This window comes from Kitasatospora sp. NPDC051705, assembly GCF_044453265.1.
GTDB lineage: Bacteria > Actinomycetota > Actinomycetes > Streptomycetales > Streptomycetaceae > Kitasatospora.
Map to the genome: position 1 here is coordinate 62,735 of NZ_JBITCO010000026.1, position 12,136 is coordinate 74,870.

9 protein-coding genes are annotated in these 12,136 nt (G+C 76.5%); 6 read left to right on the forward strand and 3 right to left on the reverse strand.

Translation table 11 applies throughout. From position 1 onward, the window contains the following. Positions 1–107: 107 nt before the first annotated feature. Positions 108–1,355: an MFS transporter gene (locus ACIA8Q_RS26975; RefSeq protein WP_396317802.1), complete on the reverse strand. Its 1,248-nt coding sequence runs from the start codon at positions 1,353–1,355 to the stop codon at positions 108–110. Continuing rightward, on the reverse strand, positions 1,352–2,245 hold the full coding sequence (locus ACIA8Q_RS26980; RefSeq protein WP_396317803.1) for a pirin family protein: 894 nt from the start codon (positions 2,243–2,245) through the stop codon (positions 1,352–1,354). The genes ACIA8Q_RS26975 and ACIA8Q_RS26980 overlap by 4 nt, the downstream gene beginning before the upstream one ends. 183 nt (positions 2,246–2,428) lie before the next feature. Here ACIA8Q_RS26980 and ACIA8Q_RS26985 point away from each other — a divergent pair, with 183 nt between their 5' ends. Further along, complete coding sequence (locus ACIA8Q_RS26985) at positions 2,429–3,001, forward strand: NADPH-dependent FMN reductase (RefSeq protein ID WP_360216963.1); 573 nt, start codon at positions 2,429–2,431, stop codon at positions 2,999–3,001. A gap of 376 nt (positions 3,002–3,377) precedes the next feature. Here ACIA8Q_RS26985 and ACIA8Q_RS26990 read toward each other — a convergent pair whose 3' ends face one another. Continuing rightward, positions 3,378–3,953, reverse strand: a complete 576-nt coding sequence (locus ACIA8Q_RS26990; protein WP_360216966.1) for a nucleosidase — start codon at positions 3,951–3,953, stop codon at positions 3,378–3,380. Between the two features lie 492 nt (positions 3,954–4,445). On the opposite strand from ACIA8Q_RS26990, the gene ACIA8Q_RS26995 reads away from it, so the two are divergent. From ACIA8Q_RS26995 to ACIA8Q_RS27015, 5 genes are all read left to right on the forward strand, one after another. After that, positions 4,446–5,696 carry a hypothetical protein gene (locus ACIA8Q_RS26995; RefSeq protein WP_360216969.1) on the forward strand — a complete coding sequence of 417 codons (1,251 nt, stop codon included), beginning with the start codon at positions 4,446–4,448 and terminating at the stop codon, positions 5,694–5,696. Between the two features lie 14 nt (positions 5,697–5,710). After that, positions 5,711–6,661: a glutamate ABC transporter substrate-binding protein gene (locus tag ACIA8Q_RS27000; RefSeq protein WP_360216972.1), complete on the forward strand. Its 951-nt coding sequence runs from the start codon at positions 5,711–5,713 to the stop codon at positions 6,659–6,661. 180 nt (positions 6,662–6,841) lie between these two features. Beyond that, entirely contained in the window at positions 6,842–8,197 is a 1,356-nt protein-coding gene (locus ACIA8Q_RS27005) for a hypothetical protein (RefSeq protein WP_396317804.1), read from the forward strand. Positions 8,198–8,202: 5 nt separating this feature from the next. Next, entirely contained in the window at positions 8,203–10,731 is a 2,529-nt protein-coding gene (locus tag ACIA8Q_RS27010; protein ID WP_396317805.1) for a tetratricopeptide repeat protein, read from the forward strand. Between the two features lie 3 nt (positions 10,732–10,734). Next, positions 10,735–12,063 (forward strand): protein phosphatase 2C domain-containing protein, encoded by a 1,329-nt coding sequence (locus ACIA8Q_RS27015; RefSeq protein ID WP_396317806.1) that lies wholly within the window; start codon positions 10,735–10,737, stop codon positions 12,061–12,063. Positions 12,064–12,136: the final 73 nt, after the last annotated feature.

Here is a 12,136-nt window from a genome sequence, read left to right on the forward strand (position 1 = left end):
AGGAAACTGAACCGTTCGGTCGGATCGCGCGGCGGGGCCCGGCGGGGTGCCGACGGAGCGCGTTCCGCCTCGCCGACGCACCCGCCCGCGGCCGGCGCCGCGGCCGGTCAGTGCACCAGTGAGGCGAAGTGCGGGCCCAGCCCGGCGATCCGCTCGCCGAACTCCGCCAGGCGCGGGGCGAGTGCCGCCAGCTGCGGGCCGAGCGCCGCGCCGAGCAGGAACACCAGGTTGAACAGCCCGATCGCCTCCGGCCGCCGGGACGGCGCGACGGCCTCGGCCGCGGCGCCGGTCAGGACGCCCTGGCCGCCCGCGTTGACGCAGGCGCTGGCGCCCGCACCCAGCAGCACCAGCGGCGCCCAGGGGCTGGACGCGGCGAGGGCGAGCGCGGCGAACGAGCCGCCGAGCAGCAGGCCGGCGGTGCGCCGCAGGCCCAGCCGGGGCGCGGCGCGCACCAGCGACCAGGAGAGCAGTGCGCCGGTCAGGGTGGCGAGCGAGCCGACGGCCCCGGTCTGGACGGCGCTCCAGCCGGTCAGCGCGGCGGCCCGGCGCGGGGCGCCGTAGACCAGGCCGAAGTTGACGGTCGCCAGGACGAGCATCACGCCGGCGACGGCCCGGAAGCGCGGCACCGCCAGGGCGTCCAGGCCGAGGAAGCCGCGACCCGCGGGCCCGTCGGCCGCTGTGGCACCGCCCCGCGACCCCGGGGCCGGCGCCGGATCCGCCACCCGGTCCGCCACCGCCCCGGCGCACGCGCGCAGCGCGGCCGGCAGCACCGCCAGGGTCAGCACCGGGAGCACCAGGCAGGCCCGCCAGCCCAGCCCGGCCGCCACCGCCGCACCGATGAACAGCCCGGCGGTGCCGCCCGCCGCGCTGCCGATCGCGACGAGCCCGGAGGCCCGCCCGTCCGGCCGGCGCGCGGCCAGCTGGAAGGCGGCCACGTTGAACCCGGCCGCGCCGACCGCCTGCAGTGCGCGCCCCGCGACCAGCGGGCCGAGCTCCGCCCCGGCGGCCAGCGTGACCAGCACGCCGAGCAGCAGCGCCGCCGCGGAGGCGAGCAGCAGCGCCCGCGGGCCGCGCCGACCGGCGGTGCCGGTGAGCAGCGGGGTGCCGAGCATCATGCCGAGGCCGTAGCCGCTCATCAGCCAGGACGCGGAGTCGAGGCCGGTGTGCAGTTCGCGCGCGACGGCGGGCAGGACGAGGCTCGGACTGGAGAGCCCAGCGGCCCCGGGTGCGGCGACCGCCGCGAGCAGCAGGCCGGTCCGGAGCGACCCCCGTACGCCCCGGCCGGCGCTGCCCGCCGACGGCTCCGCCGGGGGCGCGCCCGCCCCGGCCGCCGTGTCCAGCACTCCCGGGCTCATTCCGGGATCCTCCCGAACTTGCCGTTCGAGAAGTCGATTTGGGCCTGCCGGAGCTCGGCCGCGGTGTTCATCACGAACGGGCCGCCGCGGGCCACCGGCTCGCCGATCGGCTCGCCGGCCAGGACCAGCACCTCGGCCGGGCCGCCCGGCGCGGCGACGGCGATCCGCTCGCCGTCGTGCGCCAGCACCGCGAGCTGACCGTCCGCCAGCGGCGCGTCGGGCAGTTCGACGGCGCCGGAGAGCACGTAGACGGCGGCGTTGTGGCCCGCCGGCACGGTGAACTCGACCTGCCCGCCCGCGGGCAGCACGGCGTGCGCGAGCAGGACCGGCAGGTGGGTCTCGAACGGCCCGGCCACGCCGTGGCTGCGGCCCGCGATCACCTTGACCGCGCTGCCGTCCCCGGTGCGCACCACCGGGATGGTGTCGGGCCCCTGGTTCTGGCTGCGGGCCGGGAGGTCCTTCAGCCGGGCGGGCAGGTTCACCCAGATCTGGAGCATGTGCTGGCGGCCGCCGCGGGCGAGCAGGTCGGCGGTCGGCTCGTTGGAGTGCACGATGCCGGCGCCGGCGGTGAGCCACTCGACCTCGCCAGCGACGCTGGTGCCGCGCCGGCCGGTCGAGTCCGCCCAGTCCATCGAGCCCTCGATGAGGTAGGAGACCGCCTCGAAGCCGCGGTGCGGGTGGGCGGGGGCGCCCTTGGCCTCGCCGGGGGCGAGCAGCAGCGGGCCGGTCTGGTCGACCATCAGGAACGGGTCCAGCATCGGGAGCTCGGCCACCGGGAACGGGCGGCGGACGGGGAAGCCGGCGCCCTCGAAGGTGTGCACGGGATCGATGACGGTGGTGGTCGAGCGGACGGGGGCGGCCTGGGCCGCGGCGAGCTGAGTCGTCGTCATGCCCAAGACTGAACTACACGATTCAGTTCAGAGTCAAGACTGAACCGTCTGGTTGACGTACTGAACTGAACCGTTTAGATTTCTCGGCGTCGGAACGACCGCCGGCCCGACTCCCGCCCCGCACCGGGCGGTCCGGCCGGCCGTCCGTGCCACCACCCACATCCACCCGCAAGGAGCACCGCCATGACCGCGTCCAAGGTCTTCGCCCTCTCCGGCTCGCTGCGCGCCGACTCGCACAACACCGCACTCCTGCGCGCCGCCCAGGCGTTCGACCCGGCCGGCATGGAGATCGAGATCTACGACGGCCTGCGCGAGATACCCCCGTACGACTACGACCTGGACCACCCCGGCCTGCGCCCGGCCGTCGTCGAGGAGCTGCGCCGGGCGGTCTCCGCCGCGGACGGCCTGCTCGTCGCCACCCCGGAGTTCAACTACTCCGTCCCCGGCGTCCTCAAGAACGCCCTGGACTGGCTGAGCACCGACTGGAGCCGGACCGAGGGCGTCCCGCTGCGCCACAAGCCCACCGCGATCATGGGCGCCGCGCCGGGCAGCTTCGGCTCCGTCCGCGCCCAGCTGGCGCTGCGCCAGGTCTTCCTCTGCACCGACAGCGACGTGGTGGCCAAGCCCGAACTCGTCGCCTTCCGCTCCCACGAGCGCTTCGACGGCGAGGGCACCCTCGTCGACGAGGGCACCATCGGCATCCTCAAGGACCTGCTGACCGCCCTGCAGGACAAGATCGACGCCGCCCGCGCCTGACGCCCCTCCCCCGGCCCCTCCGGCACCCCGCCCCGGCTCGCCCCGGCCCGGCCCCGCGCCCGCCCCGGCCTGCCCCGGCTCCGAGGACCCGCCCCGCCCCGGCTCGCCCCGGCCCGGCCCTGCGCCCCGCCCCGGCCTGCCCCGGCCCGGCACCCGCACCCGCACCCGCACCCGCGTCCACGACCTGCACCCGCACCCCGAAACCCACCGCCCCCACGCGGCACGAAGCCCGCCGAGCAAGCGCTCGGCGGGCTTCGTCACGCCTCCCGCACCGGTCCGGTCGGGCGGCCGGGGCGGCGCGGTGTCACCGGTCACCGCGCCACCGCGGATTCCGCACCGGTGGAACGTCACCGCTGGAACGTCACCGGCTGGAACGTCACCAGCCCTGCGCGGCGACCCAGTCGGCGAGGTGGCGGGCGCAGACGTCGACGGACTCGCGCCAGCTGTGCGCCGCGCCCTCGCCGGCCTCGTCACTGACGTGCTTGACCAGGCGCACCGGCAGCCCGGCACGGTGGGCGACCACCGCGACGGCGTAACCCTCCATGTCGACCAGGTCGGCGTGCTCGGCCAGCCGGGCGCGGGCCGCCGGGTCGGAGACGAAGAGGTCGCCGGTGGCCAGCACCGGCCCCTGGCCCCGGCCCACCACCAGCGGGGCGCCGTAGGTGCGCCCGGTGAGCTCGTACAGGGCGGGGGTGTCGAGGTCGTGCTGGATCACCTGGACCACGTGGTGGGTGCCCTCCCAACCGGGGCGCAGCGCGCCGGCGGTGCCCAGGTTGACCACCTCGGACGGCCGCTCGCCCTGCGCGAGGACGGTGGCCAGCGCCGAGGTGGCGTTGATCTTCCCGATGCCGGTGAGCAGGACGGGCAGCCGGCCGTCCAGGTGGGCGGCCTCCTCGCGGACGGCGACGACGAGCAGCGGGCGGTCGGGCGAGATCGTTCCAAGCAGGCGCATGCGCCCATCGTACGGAGAGCGTCCGGCCCGCAGCGGGAGCGCGCACCCGGGCGGACCCCGGCGCTCCGGACCGCCCGGGGAACCGCACGGGGTGCGTCCGGCGTCGGACGGTACGCCGCCCGCCCCGCGCGGCCGCCGAGGCGCCCGGGGCGGCACCGCGGCGAAGCCTCGAACCGTGCACCGGAAACTCAAGATCGGCGCAAGTCGGGTGTGGCCGGGGGGAGTCACGGCCATACTGCTGGCATCGGCCGCGCCCGGATGACGGGCCGGCCCCAGGGGAGGGTGAGGCGGGTGGCGACACCAGGAGGTACCGGCGCACCGGGCGCCGCGGTCCGGACACGGCCGAACGGTCCACCGGGCGCCACGGCGTCCAGACCCGGCGGTGCGCCCGCGCGCCGCCCCGCCGCGGGCCCACCCGCACCGCGCGGGCTGCGGGGGCGGCTCGCGCGGGCCGCCCGGACGGCCCCGGGCCGGCTGCGACTGGCCGGCGCGGTGCTCGCCGCGCTGACGGTGGCCTTCGGCGCGCTGACGGCCTGGCAGCTGGAGACCCGGGCGCAGGCCGCCCAGCGGGTGGTCTCCTACAGCCAGCCGCTGAGCCAGGCCGCCGCCGACATCCACCGCTCGCTGGCCGACGCCGACACCACCGCGGCCACCGGCTTCCTGCTGGCCGGCGCCGAGCCGAAGGCCGTCCGGGACCGCTACGAGCAGGACCTCGCCACGGCCGCCAAGCTGATCGCCGACGCCGCCGCCCGGACCACCGCGACCTCCCCCGCACAGGGCTCGCTCGCCCGGATCAACCAACAACTCCCGCTCTACTCCGGCCTGGTGGAGAGCGCCCGGACGAACAACCGGCAGGGCTTCCCGCTCGGCGGCGCCTACCTGCGGTACGCCTCCGAGCAGATGCAGACCCAGCTGCTGCCGGCCGCCGCCGAACTGACCACCATCGAGAACGGCGAACTGGCCGCCGACTACGCCGAGGCCAAGGCGGTGCCGTGGGGGGCGTACGTCCTGGCGCTGCTCACCCTCGCCGCCCTGGTCTGGGTGCAGCTGACGCTGTTCCGCCGCACCAACCGGGTCTTCAACCCCGGCCTGCTCGGCGCCACCGCCGCCGTCCTGGCCGGCGCGCTCTGGCTCACCGTCACCGGCCTGACCGCCAGCGCGGCGCTCAAGCAGAGCGACCGCGAGGGCGCGACCCCGCTGCGCGCGCTCAACGCCGCCCGGGTGGACGTGCTGACCGCCCGGCTCGCCGAGAACCTGAACTTCGTCGCCCGCGGCTCCACCACCAGGTACACCGACCAGTGGCTCAAGACCACCCAGCACCTGTCCGCCAGTGCGCCCGCCGACACCCCGGTGGACCAGCTGGTCGGCACGCTGCCGGAGGCCTTCCGGCTGGCGCCGCCGCAGGCCCGGTCGCTGGTCGCCGACGCCCGCGCGCAGTACGCCGTCTGGGACGAGCGGCACACCTCCGCGCGGAAGGCGGAGGTCGACCGGGCCGACTACCAGGGCGCCCTGGACGCGACCGTCTCGGCCGTCGGCGCCACCACCACCGCCGACGCCGCCTTCAACGGCACCGACCAGGCGCTCGCCAAGGCGGCCGACGCCGAGCAGGAGCGGTTCCTGGCGTCCGCGAAGGGCGTCGACGGGGACCTGCGCACCACGGCCGTCGCCGTCGCGGTGCTGGGCCTGGTCGCCGCGGCCGCCGCGCTGCGGGGCCTGGGCCGACGACTGGCCGAGTACCGGTAGAGGGGGGACGACAGATGCGCAAGAGGACCCGAACGGGCCGGCCGGCCGCCGTGCTGGCGCTGCTCGCCGCCGGTGCGGCCGTGCTCGGCGGGGGCGGCCCGTCCGGCGCCGCGCCCGTCGCCGCCGGCGCGCCGCAGACCGTGCGGCAGGACCAGCGGACAACGCAGGACCAGGCCGACTGCGACGTGTACAAGAGCGTGCCGCCGAGCACCGAGGACGGCCCGGCGGTGAAGGCGATCAAGGCCCGGCGCAGCCTGGTCATCGGTGTGGACCAGAACAGCTACCGCTGGGGCGCCCGCAACCCGAACACCGGCCAGATCGAGGGCTTCGACATCGACCTCGCGCGGGCGATCGGCACCGCCGTCATGGGCGACGCCGACAAGGTGGTGCTCAAGCCGGTGGCGACCGCGGACCGGGTCGACGCCGTCCAGAAGGGGCGGGTCGACCTGATCGTCCGCACCATGACGATCAACTGCAAGCGGATGGAGGACGTCGCCTTCTCCAAGCCGTACTTCAGCATCACCCAGCGGGTGCTGGTGCCGAAGGCCTCCCCGGCGAAGAACGTCGACGACGCGGTCAAGGACCGGACGGTCTGCGCCGCCAAGGGCTCGACGGCCTGGAACGTCCTGGACGGCAAGAAGACCGCCAGGCAGGTCGTCACCGTCGAGAACCAGCTGGACTGCCTGGTCCTGATGCAGCTCGGCAAGGTCGACGCCACCATGACCGACGACGGCCTGGCGGCCGGCCAGGCCGCCCAGGACCAGACCGTGCGGATCGTGGACGGCGAGGCGCAGCCCGAGGTGATCGGCGTCGCGATGCTCAAGACCAGCCCCGACCTGACCGCCCGGGTCAACCAGGTGCTGGCCGACTACTACGCGAGCGGCGCCTGGCGCAGCTCGTACGACCGCTGGCTCAAGCCCTACATGGTCAACGACGCCGACCACTACTGGCCGGTGGCGCACTGACCGGCGCGCAGGCGCGCGGAGCGCGGGGCGTTGACACCGCCTTGACGCCCCGCGCCCGCACCCGCCGCGGGGCCACCGGCTAGGGTTCGGGACGATCACCGCGGGGAGACCGCCGGTGGGTACGGGGGCTGTCGTGGGATCGCGGGTCGGGATCGCACGCGAGGAAGGAAGGACACCGCGGTGGCTGCATCGGCTGGCCCGGTACTGAGCCGGGAGGAGGTGGACCGCGTGCTGGCGCGCCTCGGCGCGGAGCGCGACGCGGTCGAGTCCGCGCTGCTCGCCCTGCAGGACCATCCGGGCCTGCGGCTGCTCGACGGCGCCGACCTGGCCGGGCGCACCCTGGAGCAGTGGTCCGTCGCCGGGAAGGGCCTGCCGCTGCTCTGGGCGCTGTTCGACCGCTACTCGGAGGCGCTGGCCTCGGCGCGCGCCGTGCGGGCCCGCAAGGCCAAGCCCGGTGCGCCCGAACTCGCCGAGCTGAGCGAGCTGTTGACCGGCGACGCGGTGACCGTCCCGGGCGGCGCGCTGCCCGACGGCCCGCAACTGCTCGGCGCGCCCGCCCGCCTGGTCGAGCGGATCAGCCTGGACGCGCTGATGGCCCGGATGAACTCCTGGTACGCCACCGTGCTGGAGGTGGTCAGCGCCGCCGACGCGGTCTGGTCGGCGCTGCCGGCCCGGATCGACCTGCTGCTGGCCGAACTCCACCGGGTGCGCACGCTCGCCGCCTCGCTCGGCGTGCGGGCCGGCGGCCACCCGCTGGGCGACGACCTCGCCGGGCTGGAGGCCGACCTCACCGCGCTGCGCACCGAGGTCCGCGGCGACCCGCTGGCGCTGTGGCGCCCGGCCCGGGTGCCCGCCCAGCGCGGCACCGTGCCGGAGGGCACCGCCTTCGCCACGCCCGCCGGAGTGGTGGACACCGAGCGCTTCGACCGGGCCGGCCGGGCCCTGGACGGCGTGCGGCTGGAGCTGGAGGACCTGCTGCGGCTGCGCGACGACGCCGAGGAGCGCCTGCAGGGCGTCGGAGACCTCCTCCAGCGGGCCGACGCGACCCTGGCCGAGGCCCGCCGGGCGCGCGGCGAGGTGCTGGCGAAGATCGCCGCCAGCGACGTCCCGGCGGTGCCCGGCCCGGCCTCGGCCCTGCGCGAACGGATCGTGACGGCCCTGGAGCTGCGCCAGGCCGGGCAGTGGGGCCGGCTGGCGCCGCTGCTGGACGCGCTGGAGGACGCCGCGGCCAAGGAGCTCGGCCGCGCCCGGCAGGCGCTCACCGAGGTGACCCAGCCGCTGGCCGTCCGCGCCGAACTGCGCGGCCGGCTGGACGCCTACAAGGCGATGGCGGCCCGGCTGCGGGTCTCCGAGGACCCGGAAGTGATCGAGCACTACGAGAAGGCGCGCTGGCTGCTCTGGAGCGCGCCCTGCGACCTGCGGGCGGCGGCCGCCGCGGTGGCCCGCTTCCAGCAGTCGCTGCGGCCGGCACAGGCCGGGGCCGCACCGGAGACGGCCGGCCCGACGCCGGTCGACGGACAGGTACAGGGGGGCTGAGGTTGATGGGCGGGACGTGCGTACGGCCGGAGTGCTCCGGCGACGGCAGGATCGACGAGGACGGCTACTGCGACGAGTGCGGGCTCGCCCCGGCGGGCGGCGGCACCCTGCCCCCGGTGGCGGCCCCGGCCGCCCCGGCCGTGGCCGGCCCCGGCTCGCCCTGCCCGCGGGACTGCCCCGGCGGCATCGACGCCGACGGCTACTGCGACGAGTGCGGCCTGACCCCGCCCGCCGGCGACACCGGCGCCACCCGGCCCCACCTGCCCTCCGCCCGGGTCTCCGCCGACTCGGGGCGCAGCGGCTCGGTCCGCTCGGTCTCCTCCCGCACCGGATCGGCCCGTTCGATGTCCGGCCGCTCCCGCTCGCACCGCTCGACCCGCACCGGCAGCAGCCGCTCGGTCTCGGTGCGCAGCACCCGCGCCAGCGGCAGCGCCGGCACCCGCAACCGGCTGGGCGCCGGCCTGGTCACCGTGCCGACGGTGGAGACGGCCGACCCGTCGCAGGCGGTGCTGGAGAACCCGCAGGTGCCGGAGCGCAAGCGGTTCTGCTCCAAGTGCGAGTCCCCGGTGGGCCGGGAGAAGGGCGGCCGGCCGGGCCGGCCGGACGGCTTCTGCACCAAGTGCGGCACCCCGTACTCGTTCACGCCCAAGCTGCGCCGGGGGGACCTGGTCGGCGGGCAGTACGAGGTGGTGGGCTGCCTGGCGCACGGCGGGCTCGGCTGGATCTACCTGGCGGTGGACCGGCGGGTCAACGACAAGTGGGTGGTGCTGAAGGGCCTGCTGGACACCGGGGACGAGGACGCGCTGGCCGCGGCCGTCGCCGAGCGGCGCTTCCTGGCCGAGGTGGACCACCCGAACATCGTCCGGATCATCAACTTCGCCGAGCACCCGGACCTGCGCACCGGCTCCACCGACGGCTACATCGTGATGGAGTACGTCGGCGGCAAGTCGCTCAAGGACATCGCCAACGACCGCCGCACCGCGGACGACCGGCGCGAGCCGCTGCCCGTCGAGCAGGCGATCGCGTACGCCCTGGAGGCGCTGCCGGCGCTCGGCTACCTGCACGGCCGGGGCCTGGTCTACTGCGACTTCAAGATCGACAACGTGATCCAGAGCGGCGACACGCTGAAGATCATCGACATGGGCGCCGTCCGCCGCTTCGACGACGAGGGCCCGATCTACGGCACCGTCGGCTACCAGGCCCCGGAGATCGCCACCGACGGCCCCTCCCCCGCCTCCGACCTCTACACCGTCGCCCGCACCCTCGCGGTGCTCACCTTCGACTTCCAGGGCTACACCGGGCGGTTCCGCGACACCCTGCCCGGCCCCGAGGACGTCGAGGTCTTCGCCCGCTACGAGTCCTACTACCGCTTCCTGGTCCGCGCCACCGACCCGGACCCGGCCCGCCGGTTCTCCTCCGCCGAGGAGATGGCCGACCAGCTCACCGGCGTGCTGCGCGAGATCCTGGCCCTCCAGGACGAGCGCCCCCGACCGGCCCAGTCCACCCTCTTCGGGCCCGAACTGCGCGTCGTCGACACCGAACTGGTGATGCCCACCGAGCAGGCCGGGCAACTCCTGGTGACCGCCCTCGACCCGGCCGCCGCCGCCCTCGCCCTGCCCGTCCCCCGGGTCGACCCGGACGACCCCAACGCCGGCTTCCTCGCCACCCTCCTGGCCACCGACCCCGAGGAGGCGCTCACCGCCCTGGCCGGCGCGCCCGCCTTCTCCGTCGAGAGCCGACTGCGCGAACTGCGCGCCCAGCTCGAACTCGGCCGCCACCGCGAGGCCACCGCCGCACTCGGCGCCCTGGAGAACGACCACCCCGACGACTGGCGGGTGGTCTGGTACCGCGGGCTGGTCGCCCTCGTCGCCTCGGTCGACGGGGACGGCGACGGCACGCGCGGGAACCCCGCGGACCTACGGGCCGCCGCGGAGGCCTTCGACGCGGTGTACGACGCCTTCCCCGGCGAGGCCGCACCCAAGCTGGCCCTGGCCGTCTGCGCCGAACTGCTCGGCGACGGCGGCGACGCGGCCGAGTTCTACCGGCTGGTGTGGACCACCGACCAGGCCTACCTGAGCGCCGCGTTCGGGCTCGCCCGGGTCCGCCTGGCCGAGGACGACCGCCCCGGCGCCGTCCGGGCCCTGGAGTCCGTCCCCGCCACCTCCAGCCAGTACACCGCCGCCCGGATCGCCGCCGTCCGCGCCCGCCTGCGCGAACGGCCCGCCACCGACCCGCTGGCCACCGACCTCGGCGCCAGCTCCGCGCAGCTCACCGCGCTGCGGCTGGACGACCGGCGCCGCGAGGAGCTCTCCGTCGAACTGTTCGGGGCGGCCCTCGGCTGGGTCACCGCGGGCTCGACCGGTGCCGCCCAGGCCGGCGCCCCCACGGTGCTCGGACGTCCCGCGGTGGAGCGGGAACTGCGGTTCGCCCTGGAACAGTCATACCGGGTACTCGCCCGGTTGGCCGACCGGACCGAGACCAGGATCGAGATGGTGGAGCGGGCCAACCGCGCCCGCCCCAGGACGTGGGTGTAGCCGATGCCACAGCAGACCGTGTGCCCGAGCTGTTCCGAGCCGATGGAGCCGGAGGACGCCTTCTGCGGCGCCTGCGGGGCCGGCCGGGACGGCCGGCCCGCCCCGGGCGCACTGCCCGCGAGCTGGACCGCCGCCCCGGGCGAGACCGTCCCGCCGCAGCACGGGCCGGGCTGCGCGCACTGCGGCAGGCCGCAGGTCACCCCCGACGGCTACTGCGAGGCCTGCGGCCGGGCCCAGCCGCGCCCGCGCGACCACATGGAGAAGTCGCTGGGCGGCGTCGCCGGGGTCAGCGACCGCGGCGTGCGCCACCACCGCAACGAGGACTCCTTCACCGTCGCCGCGACGTCGCTGCCCGGCGGCGAGCCCGTCGTGGTCGCCGTGGTGTGCGACGGCGTGTCCTCCTCCGACCGCCCCGACGAGGCCTCCGAGACCGCCGTCGACGCCGCCTCCGAATCGCTGCTGACCTCCCTGGAGGCCGGCCGCGAACCCACCGCCGCGATGCGCCAGGCCATCGCCGACGCCGCCCGGGCCGTCGCCGACCTCGCCGCGGACGGCGCCGGGCCCGCCCGGCCCGACCTCAACGCGCCGGCCTGCACCTACGTCAGCGCGATAGCGTCCGGCGGCCGGATCACCATCGGCTGGGTCGGCGACACCCGGGCCTACTGGATCCCGGACGACCGCGCCGCCGCCGAGCCGTTCCGGCTCACCCAGGACGACTCCTGGGCGGCCCGGATGGTCGAGGCCGGGCTGATGGGCGAGGCCGAGGCCTACGCCGATCCGCGCGCCCACGCCATCACCGGCTGGCTCGGCGCGGACGCCGAGGAGGTCGTCCCGCACACCCTCGACTTCACCCCGCACGTCCCCGGGGTGCTGCTGATCTGCACCGACGGCCTGTGGAACTACGCCGAGGCCGCCACCGACCTGGCGTACTACGTCCGGCCGGACGCCCGCACCGAACCCCTCGCGGCGGCCCAGACCCTGGTGAAGTTCGCGGTCGCCGCCGGCGGCCACGACAACATCACCGTCGCCGTCCTGCCGATCGACCCGCCGGCCCGCGCGGTCGGCGACGACGAGGACGAGCGGACGGCCACCGCCCTCGACCTGCCCGTGGTCGTCCCGCGGGGCGCCCCGGCCGGCGAGGACGAGGAGGACCACGATCCGACCCTGCCCGACCTCCCGGTGATCGGCTCCCCCGCCGCCCCGCTGCCGCCGACCCCGCCCGCACCCCCGGCGGTCCCCCCGCCCGCACCCCCGGCGGTCCCCCCGGCCGCACCCGCCGCCCCGGCGGCCCCGGCCGTCCCGCCCCAGCCGCCGCACCCGCCGACGGCCTGACGGAACGCCGCGTCGCCGCAGCGGGCCCGCCCCACCGGGGGCGGGCCCGCTGCGGCCGACCGCACGGACCGGT

What these genes read in the sequence shown, in the direction of transcription:
- ACIA8Q_RS26975 (WP_396317802.1), bottom strand. Translation starts at nt 1,355, where the DNA reads ATGAGCCCGGGAGTGCTGGACACGGCGGCCGGGGCGGGCGCGCCCCCG.
- ACIA8Q_RS26980 (WP_396317803.1), bottom strand. Translation starts at nt 2,245, where the DNA reads ATGACGACGACTCAGCTCGCCGCGGCCCAGGCCGCCCCCGTCCGCTCG.
- ACIA8Q_RS26985 (WP_360216963.1), top strand. Translation starts at nt 2,429, where the DNA reads ATGACCGCGTCCAAGGTCTTCGCCCTCTCCGGCTCGCTGCGCGCCGAC.
- ACIA8Q_RS26990 (WP_360216966.1), bottom strand. Translation starts at nt 3,953, where the DNA reads ATGCGCCTGCTTGGAACGATCTCGCCCGACCGCCCGCTGCTCGTCGTC.
- ACIA8Q_RS27000 (WP_360216972.1), top strand. Translation starts at nt 5,711, where the DNA reads ATGCGCAAGAGGACCCGAACGGGCCGGCCGGCCGCCGTGCTGGCGCTG.
- ACIA8Q_RS27010 (WP_396317805.1), top strand. Translation starts at nt 8,203, where the DNA reads ATGGGCGGGACGTGCGTACGGCCGGAGTGCTCCGGCGACGGCAGGATC.
- ACIA8Q_RS27015 (WP_396317806.1), top strand. Translation starts at nt 10,735, where the DNA reads ATGCCACAGCAGACCGTGTGCCCGAGCTGTTCCGAGCCGATGGAGCCG.